This window comes from Aeromonas sp. INTO2, from assembly GCF_049860605.1.
In the GTDB taxonomy this organism is placed as follows: Bacteria; Pseudomonadota; Gammaproteobacteria; order Enterobacterales; family Aeromonadaceae; genus Aeromonas; species Aeromonas caviae.
Map to the genome: position 1 here is coordinate 509607 of NZ_CP187588.1, position 17701 is coordinate 527307.

Consider the following 17701-nt stretch of genomic DNA (forward strand, 5'->3'; position numbering starts at 1 on the left):
ATGAATGACGCGCTGGCCCGCTTTGTCATCCTCTACCTGCAATTGGACAAGCATCAGTTGCACCGCTTGCCGGAGGTCTATGCCGATGAGGTGCTCTTCATCGATCCTGCGCACCGGATAGAGGGGCTGGCCGCGCTCACCCGCTACTTTTCCTCCCTTTATGAGCGCCTTGCCCAGTGCAGTTTCGAGATAACGAGTCAGCAGCAGTCGGGCAACGAAGCCTGGCTCGCCTGGGTCATGACCTTCTCCCACCCCAGGATTGCCGGTGGCCGGGCTGTCAGGGTCGAGGGTGCCACCCGGCTGACGTTCGACTCCTGGGGCAAGGTGTGCCTGCACCGGGACTACTTCGATCTCGGGGCCATGCTCTACGAGCAGTTGCCGCTGCTGGGGCCCGTGGTACGTGCCATCAAGGGGAGGCTGGGGACATGAGCGGTCGGGTGCTGATCACCGGGGCCACCTCGGGCATCGGCCGCCAGCTGGCGCTGGATTATCGGCGCGCCGGCTGGCAGGTGTGGGGTTGTGGCCGGGACGAGGTGCGCTTGCAGGCACTGGCCGACCTGGGGATCATTCCTTTGCGATTCGATGCGCGCGACAGCGCCGCCATGGCCGGGGTGGCCGCGAGCCTGCCCGTCCTCGACCTGCTCATCCTCAATGCGGGCAACTGTGAATACATGGATCCGGCAGAAGGCTTTGACGGCGCCTTGTTTGCCCGGGTCATCGAGACCAACCTCATCGCCACCGGCAACGCCCTGGCCGCCTTGCTGCCGCGGCTGGGGGCGGGTGGACGGCTTGCCATCGTCAGCTCCTCGGTGAGCTGGCTGCCCCTGCCACGGGCGGAGGCCTATGGCGCCTCCAAGGCGGCCCTCGATTATCTGGCGAATACGCTGCGCCTGGATCTGGCCAGCAAGGGCATCGGGGTGACCCTGATCCGCCCGGGCTTCGTGCAGACGCCGCTCACCGACAAGAATGATTTTCCCATGCCCTGCCTGGTGACGGTGGAAGAGGCTTCCCGCGCCATCATGACGGGGCTTGCCGCCGGTCGCCACCAGATCCATTTTCCCCGTCGCTTCATCTGGCTGCTGCGCCTGCTCGGCGCCCTGCCGACGGGGCTCTGGCTGCGCCTTGGCCGCACACTCGTTTCGAAAGGACGCCCTTCATGAAGAAAAAGATCGCCATCGTCGGCTCCGGTATCTCCGGTCTCACCGCCGGTTTTCTGCTCCACAAGCTGCATGACATCACCCTGTTCGAGGCGGCGCCGACCCTGGGAGGCCACACCGCCACCGTGGAGGTGGAACAGGCTGGGTGCCACTATGCCATCGACACCGGCTTCATCGTCTTCAATGACCGCACCTATCCCAACTTCCTCAAATTGCTGGAGCGCATCGGGGTGGGGCGCCAACCCGCCGAGATGAGCTTCTCGGTCAAGAGTCCCGAGGGGATGGAGTACAACGGTCACAACCTCGATACCCTGTTCGCCCGGCGCCGCAATCTGCTGAGCCCGCGCTTCTATCGCTTCGTCGCCGAGATACTGCGCTTCAACCGGGAGGCGCGGGCCTGGCTGGACGCGCATCGCCAGCGGGAGCTGACCCCCGAGCTGACCCTGGGGGACTTCCTGCAGGCGGGGAAATTCAGCGACTATTTCGCCCGCCACTACATCCTGCCCATGGGAGCGGCCATCTGGTCCTCCACCCTGGCGGACATGCGTGCCTTCCCCTTGAGCTTCTTCCTGCGGTTTTTCGCCAACCACGGGCTGCTGGAGGTGGCGAACCGGCCCCAGTGGTATGTGATCCCGGGTGGCTCGCGAGAGTACATAGGGCCGCTCACGGCGGGCTGGCAGTCGCACATCCGCCTCGCTACCCCGGTGGAGGCGGTGCGCCGGGTGGCGGATGGCGTCGTGGTCACCAGCCAGGGGCAGGAGGCCCATTTTGACGAGGTGATCTTCGCCTGCCACAGCGATCAGGCCCTGGCCCTGCTGGCGGATGCGAGCGAGGGAGAGAGGGCCATCCTCGGGAACATGCCCTATCAGGCCAACGACGTCTGGCTGCACACCGACGCTTCCTGCCTGCCGATGCGCCGCAAGGCGTGGGCGAGCTGGAACTACCAGCTCGGTGAGGATGACGGGGCGCGCCCCCTGGTGAGCTACAACATGAACATCCTGCAGGGGGTGAGCTCCCCAGCGCCCTTCTGCGTCAGCCTCAATCCCCGTGGACGGGTGGACGAGAGCAAGGTGTTGCGCCGTTTCGTCTATCATCATCCGGTATTCAATCAGGGCTCCATCGCCGCCCAGCAGCGACGTGGCGAGATCTGTGGCCATCAGCATACCCACTTCTGCGGGGCTTACTGGTACAACGGTTTTCACGAGGACGGGGTGCGCAGCGCCCTGGACGTGGCCAGACGCTTCGGGGCCGAGCTATGAGCGGCGCCGCGGCCTTGACGCAGGGGGACGAGGGAATGGGGGAGGGGATCAGCGCCATCTGGCAAGGCTCGGTGCGCCATCGCCGCTTCGCCCCCAGGGCCCACGCTTTTTCATACAGCCTCTTCATGCTGGGGCTGGATCTGGACGAACTGCCCGGGCTTGAGCAGGGGCGCTGGTTTGCCGTGGAGCGGGCCGGACTGCTCTCGTTTCGCCGCGAGGACTATCTGCGGGGCAGCGAAGGGCCCCTCAAGCAGGCGGTCTGGGACAAGGTGGCGGCCCTTGGGGGGGATGCGGAGCCCGGCGGGCGGGTGCTGCTCCTTGGCAACGTGCGCTGCCTCGGGTTTTATTTCAGCCCGGTCAATTTCTACTTCTGCGATCGGGCGGGGGAGACCCGCTACCTGCTGGCGGAGGTCTCCAATACCCCCTGGAACGAGCGCCACTACTACCTGCTGGATCTGGCGGCGCTCTCCCCCCATGACAAGGATTTTCATGTCTCCCCCTTCATGGGACTGGGGATGCGCTACCACTGGCGCATCCGGGCGCCGAAAGAGGAGGCGCTGATCCATATCGAGAGCCACCCCGTATCCGGTGAGAGCAAGCTGTTTGACGCCACCCTGGCCCTGCGCCGCGCGCCGCTGTCGCGCAAGGGGCTGGCGGCGCTGCTGGTTCGCTGGCCCTGGATGACCCTGAAGGTGCTGCTCGGGATCTACTGGCAGGCCCTGCGCCTTTTTATCAAACGCACCCCCGTCTTCACCCATCCGGAGAGCCGCCCGTGACGCTGACACACCCGTTTAATTCCGCTTCCTGGTGTTGTCAGCAGCCCATGGTGCGGGTTCATCCCAACCGAACGACCTCACTCTTGACCCATTCGGAGAGCCGCTAATGGAACTTGCTCAATCAACCCTCTCTGCCTCTTTCATCGACAAGGGGGCCAAGCAACTGCTGCTCAAATTGCTGGCGCGCCTTGAGCAGGGCCAGCTGGTACTCCACGACGGCAGCGAGTGCCACCGTTTCGGCAAGGCGGGCAGCGACCTGCATGCCGAGCTGGTGGTGCAGGATCCGGCGTTTTATCGCCGCCTGCTGCTGGGGGGCAGCATCGCCGCAGGAGAGACCTGGGTGGAGGGTCTCTGGACCAGCCCGGAGCCGGTGGCACTGGTGCGCCTGCTGGCCCGCAATCTGCCGTTGCTCGACGCCCTGGAACGGCGCCTCGGCTGGCTCAGCTTCCCGTTCAACAAGGTGCGCCACTGGTTCAATCGCAATACCCTGACCGGTTCGCGCGCCAACATCGCCGCCCACTATGACCTTGGCAACACCCTCTATCAGGGCTTTCTCGACGATCACATGCAGTATTCGAGCGCCATCTATCCCCACCCGGACGCCACCCTGGAGGAGGGGCAGCAGGCCAAGCTGCGCACCATCTGCGAGCGGCTTGAGCTTGGGCCGGACGACCACCTGCTGGAGATAGGCACCGGCTGGGGCGGTCTCGCCGTCTATGCGGCCCGTCACTACGGCTGCCGGGTCACCACCACTACCATCTCCCGGGCCCAGCACGACTATGCCAAGGCGTGGATCGAGCGGGAGGGGCTGGGGGATCGCATCACCTTGCTGCTGGAGGATTACCGCAAGCTGGAGGGACGCTATGACAAGCTGGTCTCCATCGAGATGATCGAGGCGGTGGGGCACGCCTTCCTGCCCGACTATTTCCGCCAGTTGTCGCGCCTGCTCAAGCCCGGCGGACGCCTGCTGATCCAGGCCATCACCATCGCCGATCAGCGCCACGCCCAGTATCTGCGCGGGGTGGACTTCATCCAGCGCTACATCTTCCCGGGAGGCTGCCTGCCCTGCGTCTCCCAGATGGCGGGTCTGCTGGCGCGGGAGACCGACATGCAGCTGGTACGGCTGCACGATCACGGCCACCACTATGCCCGTACCCTGGCCCACTGGTGCGAACGCTTCCTGGCGCTGGCCCCGGAGCTGCCCAAGCTCGGTTACAGCCAGGATTTCATCCGGCTCTGGCACTTCTATTTCGCCTACTGTGAAGGGGGATTCTGGGAGCGGGCCATCAGCCTGGTGCAACTGGAGGCCGCCAAGCCGGGGCCCCATGGCTGGTCCGGGGACTTGCCGGCACACGGTCGCTGATCATGTGGCAGTGGGCCCACCTGCTGGGATTCAACCTCTACTGGTTGCTGGCGGTGACATGGCAGCAACCGGGCCCGCTGCTCGGGATGCTGCTGCTCCATTTCATCTTCTCCCCACGCCGTGGGCATGACTGGCGCCTCATCCCGGTCGCCCTGGCAGGCTGCCTGCTCGACATCCTGCTCTGGCGCCTCGGCCTGTTTCACTTTCCGTTCGGTTTTCCGCTCTGGCTGTTGCTGCTCTGGTGCGGTTTCGCCCTGACCCTCTCCCACGGCCTTCCCTGGCTTCGCCCCTTGCCGCGCTGGCAACAGGGGCTGTTCGGCATGGTGGGGGGGGCCTCCTCCTATATGGCGGGGGCCGCCATGGGGGCAGTAAACTTACCCTGGGGCATCTGGACAAGCGCAGTGCTGCTGGCGGTGATCTGGATGTGGTGGTTACCCGTACTCCTGTGGGTAACGGTCAAGCTGGAGGGTGAGACGAGATGAACACCTTTTCGACCGACACCTTGTTGTTTTCCAAGTGGACCAGGGATGGCCAGTGCGAGCTGGCCGAGCGTTTCTATCTGGTGGTGGCCTGCCAGCGCGATGCCCAGGGGCATCTGGCGAGCGTGGTGATGCAGGATATCAACACCCTGCAGGAACAGGAGATGGACTGGCATGAACTGGAGGATCCCGCCCGTTGGCACATGGGGTGGAACTAGTCTGCTGCTGGCGGCCTTGAGCCTGCCACTGTTTGCGACCGCCCAGAGCGTTGCCGCCCCCTGGCAGGGGCTGCGTACCGTGGGACAGGGGGAGATGCGCTGGCTCTGGTTCAAGCTCTATGACGCCACCCTCTACAGCGAGAGCGGTCGCTATCAGCCGGGGCGCTACCCGCAGGCCCTCAGCATTACCTACGCGAGGGCCATCGAGCGCCAGGATCTGCTGGAGGCGACCGCCGCCGAGTGGCAGCGGCTCGGCCTTGGTAGCGAGAGTGAGCGCCAACGCTGGCTGGCTCGACTGGCCACGCTCTGGCCGGATGTCGCCCCCGGCGACAAGCTGGTTTTTTATGTGGACGAGCAAGGCACGGGCCACTTCTGGTTGCGAGATCGCCTCCTTGGCTCTCTTGATGATCCCGCCTTCGCCCCCGCGTTTCTTGCTATCTGGCTGACTGACGACAGCCGGGATCCCGCCCTGACACGCCGCCTGCGCGGCCAATCCTGATGGAGTATTCCATGAAGTTCTCTTCCTGGTGGCGTCTTGCCTGGTTGCTGCCCCTGCTGTGGCTCTCTGGTTGCGGCGCGGGTCTTGACGATTATCGCGGCTCCCGGCCGGGCTGGGATCTCGCCCGTTTCTTCAATGGCAAGCTGGTGGCCCACGGCCTGGTGACGGACCGCAGCGGCGAAGTGACCAGTCGCTTTCGGGTCGAGATGCAGGGGCACTGGCGAGAGGGCAAGGGGGAGCTGTTCGAGCAGTTTTACTTCGATGATGGCCGTCGGCAGACCCGCACCTGGTTTTTGAGCAAGGGGGCGGATGGCTACTGGCGCGGCACGGCTTCAGACGTGGTGGGGGAGGCGGTAGGCAAGACAGAGGGCTTTGCCCTCAATTGGCGTTATCAACTCGATCTGGCACTGCCGGATGAGAGCGTGGTGAGGGTGAGCTTTGATGACTGGATGTATCTGCTGGACGACGATCGCCTGATCAACCGCGCGAAGATCAGCAAGTTCGGCATTCACCTCGGCGAGGTGATCCTCTATATCGAACGGCTTGAGCAATGAAAGCCGGTGCATTTTTGCCGACAATAGCTATTGGCTATGGATCGGCAAGGCACAGACGATTGTCCTTTGAGTCTGCTTCTGGATAAGCTGACTCCGTTCCCGATAATGCTTACCACCTGGAGGTGAATCATGAAGAGCCCCATTGGTCTTGATACCGTTCAATCACAAGCCCTGGCCGCCGAGCTCAACAAGCTGCTGGCCAGCTACCAGATCCTCTACATGAACGTCCGTGGCTTCCACTGGAACATCCGCGGCAACCAGTTCTTCGAGCTGCACCTGAAATTCGAAGAGATCTACAACGACCTGCTGCTGAAAGTCGATGCCCTGGCCGAACGCATTCTGACCCTGGATGGGGTGCCCCTGCACAGCTTCAGCGACTACATCCAGGTGTCCGCCATCCCCGAGCAGAAGGGGTTGCATGACGGTCGTGCCTGCGTGGAATCCCTGCTGGCGAGCTTCCGCGAACTGCTGGTTGCCCAGCGCCGCATCTTGGGTCAGGCCGCCGATGCCGGTGATGAAGGGACTGCGTCCATCCTCTCCGACTATGTGCAGCAGCAGGAGAAACTGGTCTGGATGCTGCGCGCCTATCTGGCCTGATAAACCTGGGGCCGGCTGCCCATGCCCCGGCCCGTATCATTGCCCCTGTTGTTGCAAACCCGAGTTGTCTCTCCTTGATTTCCCACCCGCTTGCCGCCCGATTTGGGCGGCTTTTTTCTATTTGATCTGCATCAATGAAATGTTAATTGGTAAATTGAATGCCTATTAAGTTTTCCAGGAGGGGAATAGAATCGCCACAAAACAGACAACTGAAATGTCCAATTAGGAGAGGCATGATGTTTTGTGTGCAATGTGAACAGACAATTCGTACCCCGGCAGGCAACGGCTGCGCCTATGCACAAGGCATGTGCGGCAAGACGGCTGAAACTTCTGATCTGCAGGATGTGCTGATCTATACCCTGCAAGGGCTCAGCGCCTGGGCCCTGGCGGCCCGCGAGCACGGCATCGTCGACAGCGAAATAGACGCTTTCGTGCCCAAGGCGTTCTTTGCCACCCTCACCAACGTCAACTTCGACTCCGCTCGCATCGTCGCCTACGTCAACCAGGCGCTGAGCTATCGTCAGCAGCTGGCCGCCAAGCTGGCACCGCTGGCGGTGCAGGCCGACACACTGCCCGCTGCCGCCCGCTTCGAGCCGGGTGCCGATCTGCTGGCCCAGCTTGCCCAGGCGCCGCAGACCGCGGTCAACCGGGGCAAAAACGAGGTCAACGAAGACATCATGGGGCTGCGCCTGCTCTGCCTCTACGGCCTCAAGGGCGCTGCCGCCTACATGGAACACGCCCGGGTGCTGGATCAGCAGGATGCCGGGGTCGCCGCCGAATTCCATCGCATCATGAGCTGGCTCGGTACGGATCCGAGCGATCTGGATCCGCTGTTCAAGTGCGCCATGGACATTGGCCTGCTCAACTTCAAGATCATGGAGATGCTGGATCTCGGTGAAACCACCGCCTTCGGCCACCCCGAGCCGACCCAGGTTCGCGTCACTCCGGTACCGGGCAAGTGCATTCTGGTCTCCGGTCACGACATGGTGGATCTCAAGCTCATCCTGGAGCAGACCAGGGGCACCGGCATCAATGTCTACACCCATGGCGAGATGCTGCCGGCGCTGGCCTACCCCTTCTTCAAGCAGTACCCGCACCTGGTGGGCAACTACGGCTCTGCCTGGCAGAACCAGCAGAAGGAGTTTGCCAACTTCCCGGGCGCCGTGGTGATGACCTCCAACTGCATCATCGACCCGAACGTGGGCAACTACAGCGATCGCATCTTCACCCGCTCCATCGTCGGCTGGCCGGGCGTGACCCACCTGGAAGGGGACGATTTCTCCGCCGTGATCGCCAAGGCGCAAGCGCTGGAAGGCTTCAAGCACGTTGAGCTCGAGCACTTCATCACCATCGGTTTTGCCCGCAACGCCCTGATGCAGGCCGCTCCTGCGGTGATCGACAAGGTCAAGGCTGGCGAAATCAGCCACTTCTTCTTGGTGGGGGGATGTGACGGTGACCGTGCCGAGCGCGCCTACTACACCGAGTTTGCCAAGGCGATCCCGCAGGACAGCCTGCTGCTGACCCTGGGCTGCGGCAAGTACAAGTTCAACAAGCTCGACTTCGGCGACATCGGCGGCATTCCCCGTCTGCTGGACGTGGGTCAGTGCAACGATGCCTACTCCGCCATCCAGCTGGCGCTGGCGCTCGCCGACGCGTTCGAGTGCGGCGTCAACGATCTGCCCCTGACCCTGGTGCTCTCCTGGTTCGAGCAAAAAGCCATCGTCATTTTGCTCACCCTGCTGGCGCTCGGTGTGAAGGACATCCGCACCGGCCCGACCGCCCCGGCCTTCCTCACCCCGGCCCTGCTCAAGGTGCTGGAGGAGCAGTTCGGCCTGAAAGGAACCACCACGGCAGACGCGGATCTCGCCGAGATCCTGGCGGCCTGAGCAAAGATACAGCCTTACACGCTCAGCATGTTGTAAGCCTTTGGCGAGCCTGATGGCTCGCCTTTTTTCAACGCTATTTCCGAGCAAGAGGAGCCTTGCGATGACCTCCACCTCTTTGAGCCTGCGCTGTATAGCCCGCCGGGCAGAGACCCACGACGTGGCGAGCTGGCAATTTGAACCCCTGGCTGGCGACCTGCCCTCCGTGCTGGCTGGCCAGTGCGTCACCCTGCACACGATGATTGACGGCCAGCCCCACTGCCGCGCCTACACCCTCTCCTCCAGCCCGCAGGATCCTTTCTGGCAGGTCACCATCAAGGATGTGGGGCTGGTCTCTCACCATCTGCACCAGAGCCTGCAAGTGGGGGACGAGATCCGGGTAGACGGCCCCTTCGGCGATTTTCACCTGACCGCGCTCCCCTGCGAGCGGCCGCTGCTGCTCAGCGCCGGCTCCGGCATCACCCCCATGTGGGCCATGCTGCGGGACGAGCTGGCCGAACGGCCGGATGCAGACATCCGCTTTATTCACAGCGCCAGAACCCCCGGGGATGTGATCTTCGCAAGGGAACTGGCTTCGCTGGCTGAGGCTCATGCCGGTGTGCGCCATGCTTTAGTGCTGGAGAAAGTAGGGGAAGAGGCGCCAACGGCTCATCCCTGGGTTGGCCGGCTCACACCGGGGATGCTCAAGGAATTGGCGCCGGATCTCTTGAGCCGCCATGTCTATCTGTGCGGGCCTGCCCCCTACATGACCGCAGTCTGCACCATGCTGGCGGAGCTGGGATTGCCGGCAGCGCAGTTGCATCAGGAGTCGTTCGGCCTGCCTGCTGTTACATCGGGTGCGGCGCCAGTTGCGGCCGATAGCGACCACTTCTGGCTGACCCTCAAAAAGAGCGGCAAGAAGGTGAAGATACTGCCTGGCCAGACCCTGCTGGCGGCACTGGAGGGGGCGGGGGAAACCATGATGGCCGCTTGCCGCGCCGGGGTGTGCGGCGCCTGTCGCTGCACCACGGAAGGCGAAATCGAGCGCCAGAGCGTGATGACCTTGAGCGCGCAAGATCTCGAGAACGGGGTGGCGCTGGCCTGTTCCTGCACCGCCAGCGGGGATGTCAGCGTCGACTATTGAGGGGGCCATGAGCATCCCGCTCTTTTCGCAACGGGGCCGGGCGGGTAGACTCAGCTCCAGTTTCAGTCGAACACGGGATACAAAATGACAATTCTGGTCACAGGGGGCGCCGGCTATATCGGCTCCCATACCCTGGTTGAACTCTTGAACGTCGGGCAGCAGGTCGTAGTACTGGACAACCTCTCCAACGCTTCCCCCGAGTCTCTCAAGCGGGTCGAGCGGATCACCGGCAAGCCGGTCACCTTCGTGGAAGGGGACATTCTGGACAGAGCCTGCCTGCAACGGCTGTTTGCCACCCACAAGATTGAGTCGGTGATCCACTTCGCCGGCCTCAAGGCGGTGGGGGAATCCGGCCAGATCCCGCTCACCTACTATCAGAACAACGTGACCGGCACCCTGGTGCTGTGCGAAGAGATGGCCAGGGCCGGCGTGTTCCGGCTGGTGTTCAGCTCCTCGGCCACCGTCTATGGGGATCCGGCCTCGGTACCCCTGCGGGAAGATTTCCCCACCAGCGCCACCAACCCCTATGGCCGCTCCAAGCTGATGGTCGAAGAGATCCTGCGTGACCTCTCCAAATCCGATCCTCGCTGGGCCATCGTGCTGCTGCGCTACTTCAACCCGGTGGGGGCTCACGAGAGCGGCCTCATCGGTGAAGATCCCAACGGCATCCCCAACAACCTGCTGCCTTACATCAGTCAGGTCGGCGTGGGCAAGCTCAAGGAGCTGGGGGTCTTTGGCAACGACTATCCGACCCCGGACGGCACCGGGGTGCGCGACTATATCCACGTGGTGGATCTCGCCATCGGTCACCTCAAAGCGTTGGCCCGCATCAAGAGTGATACCGGCGTCTTCACCTATAACCTCGGCACCGGTCAGGGCTATTCCGTGCTGGAGATGGTCAAGGCGTTCGAGGCAGCCAGTGGCCGTGCCATTCCCTACCAGATCAAGCCCCGTCGCCCCGGCGATATTGCCGAGTGCTGGGCTGAACCGGCTCTGGCCCGTGACGAGCTGGGCTGGCAGGCTGAGCGGGGTCTGGAGCAGATGATGATCGATACCTGGCGCTGGCAAAGCCAGAATCCGAACGGTTATGGCCCTGCTGCGAAGCCGTGATCACGGGTCATGGGCTGCTCTTCGCCTTGCTGACAGCTTCTCGCGACGACCCATCAGGCCTGATGGTTTGCAGCCTGAATAGCAAAACGCCCCGGCATGCCGGGGCGTTTTTTCATGCACAACGCGCGGGTTACTGAATGCTCTTGCCGGCGCGGACATCCTTGATGATGGCCTTGAGGCTGGCCAGATCCCGCGGTGCGCCGCGCAGGATCTGATCGCCGATGATGAAGGCCGGGGTGCCGGAAATGGCCATGGCTTCTGCCAGCGCCCGGTTGGTACCCAGATTCTGATCGATGCTGCCGTCCTTGATCTTCGCCTCGACCTTGCTCCAGTCCACGCCGGCGGCTCTGGCGACGTCTTTCACCTGGGCTTCGTCGGAGAGGGGTCCCTGATGGGCGTACAGCTTGTCGTGGAAGGTCTGGTATTTGTCGGGCTGGCCGAGCTTCACCGCCAGCGCCGCGCGGGCGGCGTAGTAGGAGGTTTCGCTCAGGATGGGGAACTGCTTGTAGATGTAGCGGATTTCCTTGTCCTCAGAGAGCAGTTGCTGAATGAGGGGATGAGCGCGCTTGCAGTAGCCGCAGTTGTAGTCGAAGAACTCCACCACCGTCAGGCTGCCCTTGGGATTGCCGCTCTCGGGATCCTGGTTGGCGAAGAGCTGCTTGGCATGGGCTTCTATCAGCGTCTTGTCGTTCTCGGCCTGCTGGCTCTCCTGCTTGGCACGCAGGGCGTTGGACATCTCGACCAGGATCTCCGGATTCTTGACCAGATAGTCGCGCACGATCTGCTCGACATCGCTCTTGGTCAGCTCGCTCGCCTGCACGGGCGCCGCAAGCAGGGTCGCGCCGGTCAGGGCGGCGAACAGGGCATGTTTGATTCTCATAAGTCCATCTTGCTGGGGATGTGGTAGTGGCCCCTATAGTGGGTGAGTCTGTTTTCAAGTCAAGCCATCCGCTTGAAAAAGCACGGTTTGCAGCGGTTTTGCCGGTTTTGTGCGCCAGATAGCCCAATAAATGGGCAAACAAACGGAGTGGGGATTTACAAGGGCTGGGGGCATGGGTAATATGCGTCGCACTGCTGCGGAGGGGTGGCAGAGCGGCTGAATGCACCGGTCTTGAAAACCGGCGATGGGCGACCATCCGTGGGTTCAAATCCCACCTCCTCCGCCATATATATAGCCCAACTGATTGATTCGGTTGGGCTTTTTTGTATATGTGGTTTTTGGTATGCCAGTGAGTATGCCATTAGGTGTTGGCTGTCCTACCCCTTGATAGCACTCCCTTGGACAGGTCATTGCCACGACTTCCTCAAGTTACCCAAAGCAAGAGAGGGCCAATGGCCCTCTCTTGCTATCTATTTTGTTGGTCAGTGCAAACAGCATTGCTTGTACTTCTTACCGCTGCCACAGGGGCACGGCTCGTTGCGGCCAATCTTGATGGGCGCCACTACTGGTTGAGAACGTATCGGTCGTTCACTACGTTTCGCCAGGAAGTGGGCATGGTCTCCAGCAGTTCAGCAATCATATCATTGGGTGATGAAAGCGATAAATTCTTCCTCGTTCATTCAGTATGCTCAGGCGGTGTAATGCATCTGTATCGCTCAAACCTGCTTTTCTGAGTGTTGAATATAAAAGGTAAAACTCTGTTTCGAGATTGCTCGCGAAGATTCCAGGATCATCGGAACCGAGACTTACCATAATTTCTGGATCCCCTTCTTCAATGTAACCAGGAACTCTCATCCAGCGCAGCACATGGTGTTCACCGATATGTTGATATTGACTGATCCGCACATTACTAGATGGCAGCGTTTCTATGAGCACTCCACGCTCAGCAACTTCTTGCATTAGCGCTTGCTGCAATCGGATGTAGCAGGGTGTATCCAAAAAGTTGGCCGGTTTCTCTACTAGTTCGTTCGCGCGCTGGAGAACATCGGGATTGCTTAGCCATTCCCAGAGTAGTTCCACCGCTTGGCGCTGTTCTTGGTATGCTGCCTTCACTCTTTTAGCTTCTTCTCGCCAAAGGTCATTTAGTGGCTCGTGATATTGATCAACTTGGCCGGTTATTTGGCGCATTAAATCAAAACGACTCAAACCACGAAGGGCCATTGCTTGTTCTATTTCTAGTACAGTAATGGATCGACCGAAAATATGAAGTGCTACTGACTCCAGTTCGCGTTGTAGGTGGTTAACATATGCCTGCATATCTGGGATATCCCGTAATAAGCACCATGCGGTTAGAACGCCTACAAGCCACTCACCTTGGGGAAGAATGATTTTCCGGGGCATACGATCAAGCCAGAGTTGTGGTCTTATGCCCATGGCTGTTCCATGACCTATTCGATCGCCGTCTCGAAGATTTAGCAGTTCGAGCGCTTCCCTCATGGTAGCGATACCCGACAATATATGCCTGAAGTCTTCGCCTGCGTGGAAGGTGCGTCTGCTCAAACCAGCTCGATGACATACTCGAAATACTGGTGAAAAGACATCTGGCGGGGCATCAAGTTCATTTGCCGCAGCATCTATGCCCCTAACCCAGCTTGTCAGTCGTGGCCAGCGAGTCAGATCGTTAAGTAACACATTGGTAGCGCGACGCAACTCATTGATCAGTGGGTAGTGCTTGTAGGGGCCAGAACTTCCATTTTTTTGTGGCGACCAGTCTTTTTTAATAAAATGTGTGACTAGTGTGAGCCGATGAATACTACGGTGAGGAGCATGAAATCGTTTAAAAAAATCATCTAGCTCAGCCAGTAATGCAGATAGCGAATGTGTTTTTTTGGTAGATAGCTTATCTGTAGTAGTAACATCACCTAAATAACTCAGATATCCACCTAGGATTGCTTTAAACAGTTTATAGGATTTGACCTGTGTTTGCTTTGGAGCGAAACGGCCTTCAAGATACCCGATTTTACTATTGGCTAATCTGGAGCCATGTATCGCGTGAAATCTTGCTTTATATTCTTTTTCAGATGGTTCACGCAATTCCGTCAAGGTAAATTTCTGGAACTGGTCAAATCCATACTGGGTTTCACTTTGAACTAGTAAGCGATAATGTTGATTTAAAAGCAGCAAGTAAGCGTGAAACATCCGCGATAGCTGGATACTCATCGGATGTTGATGAAGTTTGGCAATTAGAGCCGACATCCAAGATAGTTCCTCACTAATATCAGGTTCATCTCGCCACGATAAGTCAGGAGTAATAACTCCTTCAGACCATTTGGTGCTGTCTGATTCGTACAAGCTTTGGCAAGAGAATGGCAGTCTTGCATCTGGAGAGATCTGATCATTAGCCGCGCCAATTAACCAATACCGAAGTCGATTTGCAGTCACAAGTTGTTGGTGAAAGCGCGTTGGTGTTAGTTCAGGGTTGACCTGTCCAATTAACTCGCGAATTCGACCACTCTGTTTCTCCTTTTTCCATGCGGCCACGAAATCTCGTGTTTCAATACGTGTGTTTTGGAGTGCCCGTAGCCAACAGATCTCTGCGTGTGTGCTGCCGTTTAGATGAAGATGTGTTTCATGCAAGCCTTCTCGTTCTATGTAGTCTGCAACCGGAGCTTCTTCAGGGCGAAGTAGCGGCACCATTTGCATTTTCCATGGCGCAACATCCTCACTAAATAAGTCCATGTTATTACGTAAGGATAATGGCGCATCGCTATGGAGAATGTTGGCGGCAGCATGGACTGGCAGAGCCGAGAGGCGGCTAATCACGCCCTGCTGCCATGCACCGAAGAGATCGCGGTGCACGCGCAACTCGCCGTGCCGGAAGGTTAAGAACTCCTGGGTTAATGCTTTGAGTGTATTGATAAGAACACCCTGTTCAGGCTGCAGTGCTGCTAGGTAACGCCATGTTGAGTCAAAGACATGGTCTGGATAGCGCGCAGCCCAAGGTTGATAGGCTAGATAGGTTGGCTCTTTTAACACATGCCAATTTAGCTGCTGTGCGAAGGGTGTATCCCATGAGAGCTGTAGGATCCGATAGTCCGACAGCAGTAGTGTCGAAAGGAGAGAACTTATGGATGCGGCTTGAGAGCTCATTCGTCACTAGCCTTATCTTTTCCATCAGGCGCAATCACTACCTCGGCAGCTGCTGCACTGATTTTGACCCGAGATTCACCAGCCACTGATATCAGCTGCATTAGTTCTTTAAGTTCTTTCGGACACAGTAGTGCCTTAATTGCATCATCATTCATGCTAGTGGGAAATAGGGGTTTCAGAGCGGTGATATAATCTAATTCGGAATCTAGCAGTCCTAATAGTAGTGGGCATGTTGCTACTATAGCGGTAAATGGAAAATCATCTCTTGTCAGTTTTGTTGACTTGAGTTTATCTACAAACCAGTCTGCTTTAGTTCTGGGGTTTGTTCGATCAACTATTGAATTAACGATTGTTTTGTGTTGCGAATTTATAAGGTGATGTTCAGCTTCTTCAACCAAAAAGGAATTTATGACACATAGTGTATAAATTTCCATCACGGAGCTGAAGTTCCCATGGGCTTTCAGTTCGTCAGAGGCATTTTGTAAACTAAAAAATAGTCGAGTCCAGACCTTGCCAAGGAAAATACCAGAGGGCGTAGTATTTTTAGACAAATTACTTATGCTTTCAAGCCATATTTTTATTGTGCCCCACAGTGCTTCCTTTTTATTTTTCACATCACTTGGGACCTCGCCAGGTTGGTCGTTATCTTCTTCCTTGTTAGGGTCACCACGACGCGACCAATTAGGACTAGAAATGGTTAAAGATGGGTATGCTCGTTCAAATGCTGTGTGAGCTTCCTCCTCGCTTTTTACATATGCGGAAAGAAGTTTTTCAATCAAGCCGACAAGTGTAAGGATGGACCCATATGTGCGCGGACTGGTTGCATTCGTTACAGTAACTAAACTTAGTGAAAATACGGGTAAATATTGTATTAAACTATTCTCAATTGCCTTGTTGATCACGGTCTGCGCTGTTAGCTCACCTTTTCTTCCTTTTAAATTTCGACGAAGACCAATAATTCCAGGTAGTACAACTCTTGGCTTATAGTTTGAGCTGTAGGGGAGCGCGATCACGGCAGTCGCACGTCGAGCCCAGTCAAGGCTGTCTTCCCCGCGGCCGATTCCCATATAAGATTTGAATTCAAGGGTATTACAGGGCTGTGATTGAGCCAGATTGTATAGCGATACACTACCTGGTCCTCGTAAAAGATAGCGAAGTGCCGCACCTGGGTTTTGTGTGCAAAAATTAGGTATTTCCGCAGCTAATGCAGCAAAACAAGCCTTGATATCTTGTTCCGCTGACATTGGACGGAGATATGGTGCAGTATCCATATCCCCATCTTCCAGTGACAGATCAAAAATAGCTTGTGTTAACGCAGGTAACTCCTGCGATGCGATAGCATCTGTATCGATCGAGAGCTTGTATAGGCTGGTTAGTGCCAGAGCTTGTAAGGAGCGGCTGAGCTCTCTGGTTAGGTCCGGAGACCAAGCCGCTGAAATAACATTCTTAGGTGTGGATATAGTAAGATGTGGAGCACAACTGGTTAGGACTTGTAGAACCGAGCGAAGAGGCTGTTTAAGCAGAAACTCGGTATAAACGTCAACATCCGCATGACTTTTTACCCTTAGACCTTGCCCCACGATTGCCTTGGTAACGTCCTTGAGAGGGTAGCTCTTTCTTCCCCAAGAATGATGTTTGACGTTGTATTTATCAGTAGGATTCATGCCCCATAGTGACTTCAATTGTATACGTCGGTGAATGGGGAAAAGTTTGAGCAGATACTGATCTTCCATGTGGTCAATCATGCGTAGATACTGGTCAGATCTATCCCTTTGTCTAGACCTGCGTTGCAGATCTAAAGCTGCGTCGGGCTTACCAGCCAAGGTCGTTGCAAAATGTTGACGCACGAGCAGTGAATAGAGCTCCATGTCTCCAGTCACTAGCACCATGACTCGGGGGGTATCCAGATATTTTCGGATACATTCGAGTAATTTGATGGCGTGAACAGTACCTGTGTCTGCATCATCAAATCCGAACATTATCCCCTTAACGCCGAGTATTCGGCAGGCAGTTTCAAATAGATGATGAAGTTTTGTTCTTAAGCTTGTGCTATCGCTTGTCCGCTCTAGACCCCATTCAAGGAATAGTTCAGGATCAAGATCGTTGAGTGGGTGGTACTCTTTTGAGAATAGGCTTAGGCCGCCTGCAACCCCTTTGAATACCCGTCGCCATTCCTCTCGTAGTGGTTCATTGTGAGTTTGGCGCAGCCCTTTCAGTGCGTCGTTAACTTGTTTACTAAGTTGCTGCAGAATAACAAGCAGAATTATCTCGCTTTGTTCGATACGGCTAGGGTCAATTACAGCGATGAAGGCCATCTGTGTTTTCAAGTCTGCATCATTTTGGAGCGCAGCCTCTACTGAACTCAAAAAGGTTGACTTACCCGCGCCCCGGGAGCCATCAATGAAATATGTCCACCCGTTGCCATACGGTTCGTCATCCTGTTTGCATGGATTTGGAGTCGCCCATTTCCCGAGATGTGCATTAATTTCACTTCGGATTGAATCGTAGTGGCGACGCTGGATAAGTTCATTGGTCGAAAAAGACTTAGAGCTGTCTTCTTGCTCCAATTGGATCAGAACATCATAGCTTTTTGTGGTCGGTGTAGCCTGGCTCAAGTTAACTCTCCTTTATCCCTTTTCCTACAACGCAGCTG

17 protein-coding genes and 1 tRNA gene are annotated in these 17701 nt (G+C 57.7%); 14 read left to right on the plus strand and 4 right to left on the minus strand.

Annotated features, from left to right (window positions below; genetic code table 11):
• The 13 genes from ACPW74_RS02500 (at position 1) to galE (ending at position 11018) form a co-directional block, all read left to right on the plus strand.
• A complete protein-coding gene (locus ACPW74_RS02500; RefSeq protein ID WP_010673320.1) occupies positions 1-429 on the plus strand; it encodes a nuclear transport factor 2 family protein in 429 nt (142 codons plus the stop codon).
• Positions 426-1160: an SDR family NAD(P)-dependent oxidoreductase gene (locus tag ACPW74_RS02505; protein ID WP_279981727.1), complete on the plus strand. Its 735-nt coding sequence runs from the start codon at positions 426-428 to the stop codon at positions 1158-1160. Before ACPW74_RS02500 ends, ACPW74_RS02505 begins: the two co-directional genes overlap by 4 nt.
• Complete coding sequence (locus ACPW74_RS02510; protein WP_279981726.1) at positions 1157-2416, plus strand: NAD(P)/FAD-dependent oxidoreductase; 1260 nt, start codon at positions 1157-1159, stop codon at positions 2414-2416. Before ACPW74_RS02505 ends, ACPW74_RS02510 begins: the two co-directional genes overlap by 4 nt.
• Positions 2413-3192, plus strand: coding sequence for a DUF1365 domain-containing protein (locus tag ACPW74_RS02515; RefSeq protein ID WP_039041353.1), 780 nt, complete (start codon positions 2413-2415; stop codon positions 3190-3192). The genes ACPW74_RS02510 and ACPW74_RS02515 overlap by 4 nt, the downstream gene beginning before the upstream one ends.
• A 106-nt stretch (positions 3193-3298) precedes the next feature.
• Positions 3299-4555 (plus strand): SAM-dependent methyltransferase, encoded by a 1257-nt coding sequence (locus ACPW74_RS02520; protein WP_039041352.1) that lies wholly within the window; start codon positions 3299-3301, stop codon positions 4553-4555.
• A gap of 2 nt (positions 4556-4557) precedes the next feature.
• Positions 4558-5037 (plus strand): DUF2878 domain-containing protein, encoded by a 480-nt coding sequence (locus ACPW74_RS02525; RefSeq protein WP_167825333.1) that lies wholly within the window; start codon positions 4558-4560, stop codon positions 5035-5037.
• Positions 5034-5252 (plus strand): TIGR02450 family Trp-rich protein, encoded by a 219-nt coding sequence (locus ACPW74_RS02530; RefSeq protein WP_010673326.1) that lies wholly within the window; start codon positions 5034-5036, stop codon positions 5250-5252. Before ACPW74_RS02525 ends, ACPW74_RS02530 begins: the two co-directional genes overlap by 4 nt.
• Positions 5209-5751 carry a chalcone isomerase family protein gene (locus tag ACPW74_RS02535; protein ID WP_029313899.1) on the plus strand — a complete coding sequence of 181 codons (543 nt, stop codon included), beginning with the start codon at positions 5209-5211 and terminating at the stop codon, positions 5749-5751. Before ACPW74_RS02530 ends, ACPW74_RS02535 begins: the two co-directional genes overlap by 44 nt.
• An 11-nt stretch (positions 5752-5762) precedes the next feature.
• Positions 5763-6305 (plus strand): DUF3833 domain-containing protein, encoded by a 543-nt coding sequence (locus tag ACPW74_RS02540; RefSeq protein ID WP_279981725.1) that lies wholly within the window; start codon positions 5763-5765, stop codon positions 6303-6305.
• 129 nt (positions 6306-6434) lie between these two features.
• Complete coding sequence (locus tag ACPW74_RS02545; RefSeq protein ID WP_010673329.1) at positions 6435-6902, plus strand: Dps family protein; 468 nt, start codon at positions 6435-6437, stop codon at positions 6900-6902.
• A 236-nt stretch (positions 6903-7138) separates the two neighbouring features.
• Complete coding sequence (gene hcp / locus ACPW74_RS02550; RefSeq protein WP_279982296.1) at positions 7139-8788, plus strand: hydroxylamine reductase; 1650 nt, start codon at positions 7139-7141, stop codon at positions 8786-8788.
• A 100-nt stretch (positions 8789-8888) separates the two neighbouring features.
• A complete protein-coding gene (locus ACPW74_RS02555; protein WP_049637026.1) occupies positions 8889-9908 on the plus strand; it encodes a hybrid-cluster NAD(P)-dependent oxidoreductase in 1020 nt (339 codons plus the stop codon).
• Positions 9909-9992: 84 nt separating this feature from the next.
• The gene (galE, locus tag ACPW74_RS02560) at positions 9993-11018 is read left to right on the plus strand and encodes a UDP-glucose 4-epimerase GalE (RefSeq protein ID WP_425858539.1); all 1026 of its coding nucleotides are present in this window, start codon (positions 9993-9995) and stop codon (positions 11016-11018) included.
• Positions 11019-11148: 130 nt separating this feature from the next.
• Here galE and ACPW74_RS02565 read toward each other — a convergent pair whose 3' ends face one another.
• Positions 11149-11898, minus strand: coding sequence for a DsbA family protein (locus ACPW74_RS02565; RefSeq protein ID WP_104451745.1), 750 nt, complete (start codon positions 11896-11898; stop codon positions 11149-11151).
• A 198-nt stretch (positions 11899-12096) separates the two neighbouring features.
• Here ACPW74_RS02565 and ACPW74_RS02570 point away from each other — a divergent pair.
• Positions 12097-12184 (plus strand) — tRNA-Ser (locus tag ACPW74_RS02570).
• A 196-nt stretch (positions 12185-12380) separates the two neighbouring features.
• On the opposite strand, the gene ACPW74_RS02575 is transcribed toward ACPW74_RS02570, so the two are convergent.
• The 3 genes from ACPW74_RS02575 to ACPW74_RS02585 form a co-directional block, all read right to left on the minus strand.
• The gene (locus tag ACPW74_RS02575; protein WP_272939935.1) at positions 12381-12461 is read right to left on the minus strand and encodes an SEC-C metal-binding domain-containing protein; all 81 of its coding nucleotides are present in this window, start codon (positions 12459-12461) and stop codon (positions 12381-12383) included.
• 73 nt (positions 12462-12534) lie between these two features.
• A complete protein-coding gene (locus tag ACPW74_RS02580; protein WP_113994388.1) occupies positions 12535-15048 on the minus strand; it encodes a hypothetical protein in 2514 nt (837 codons plus the stop codon).
• A complete protein-coding gene (locus ACPW74_RS02585; protein WP_133295822.1) occupies positions 15045-17663 on the minus strand; it encodes a hypothetical protein in 2619 nt (872 codons plus the stop codon). Before ACPW74_RS02585 ends, ACPW74_RS02580 begins: the two co-directional genes overlap by 4 nt.
• Between the last annotated feature and the right edge of the window lie 38 nt (positions 17664-17701).

Excerpts from the sequence above, each read along its gene's own strand:
- ACPW74_RS02520 (WP_039041352.1), top strand. The coding sequence starts at position 3,299 with ATGGAACTTGCTCAATCAACCCTCTCTGCCTCTTTCATCGACAAGGGG.
- ACPW74_RS02515 (WP_039041353.1), top strand. The coding sequence starts at position 2,413 with ATGAGCGGCGCCGCGGCCTTGACGCAGGGGGACGAGGGAATGGGGGAG.
- ACPW74_RS02535 (WP_029313899.1), top strand. The coding sequence starts at position 5,209 with ATGAACTGGAGGATCCCGCCCGTTGGCACATGGGGTGGAACTAGTCTG.
- hcp (WP_279982296.1), top strand. The coding sequence starts at position 7,139 with ATGTTTTGTGTGCAATGTGAACAGACAATTCGTACCCCGGCAGGCAAC.
- ACPW74_RS02540 (WP_279981725.1), top strand. The coding sequence starts at position 5,763 with ATGAAGTTCTCTTCCTGGTGGCGTCTTGCCTGGTTGCTGCCCCTGCTG.
- ACPW74_RS02580 (WP_113994388.1), bottom strand. The coding sequence starts at position 15,048 with ATGAGCTCTCAAGCCGCATCCATAAGTTCTCTCCTTTCGACACTACTG.
- ACPW74_RS02565 (WP_104451745.1), bottom strand. The coding sequence starts at position 11,898 with ATGAGAATCAAACATGCCCTGTTCGCCGCCCTGACCGGCGCGACCCTG.
- ACPW74_RS02525 (WP_167825333.1), top strand. The coding sequence starts at position 4,558 with ATGTGGCAGTGGGCCCACCTGCTGGGATTCAACCTCTACTGGTTGCTG.
- galE (WP_425858539.1), top strand. The coding sequence starts at position 9,993 with ATGACAATTCTGGTCACAGGGGGCGCCGGCTATATCGGCTCCCATACC.
- ACPW74_RS02530 (WP_010673326.1), top strand. The coding sequence starts at position 5,034 with ATGAACACCTTTTCGACCGACACCTTGTTGTTTTCCAAGTGGACCAGG.
- ACPW74_RS02510 (WP_279981726.1), top strand. The coding sequence starts at position 1,157 with ATGAAGAAAAAGATCGCCATCGTCGGCTCCGGTATCTCCGGTCTCACC.
- ACPW74_RS02500 (WP_010673320.1), top strand. The coding sequence starts at position 1 with ATGAATGACGCGCTGGCCCGCTTTGTCATCCTCTACCTGCAATTGGAC.
- ACPW74_RS02555 (WP_049637026.1), top strand. The coding sequence starts at position 8,889 with ATGACCTCCACCTCTTTGAGCCTGCGCTGTATAGCCCGCCGGGCAGAG.
- ACPW74_RS02505 (WP_279981727.1), top strand. The coding sequence starts at position 426 with ATGAGCGGTCGGGTGCTGATCACCGGGGCCACCTCGGGCATCGGCCGC.
- ACPW74_RS02545 (WP_010673329.1), top strand. The coding sequence starts at position 6,435 with ATGAAGAGCCCCATTGGTCTTGATACCGTTCAATCACAAGCCCTGGCC.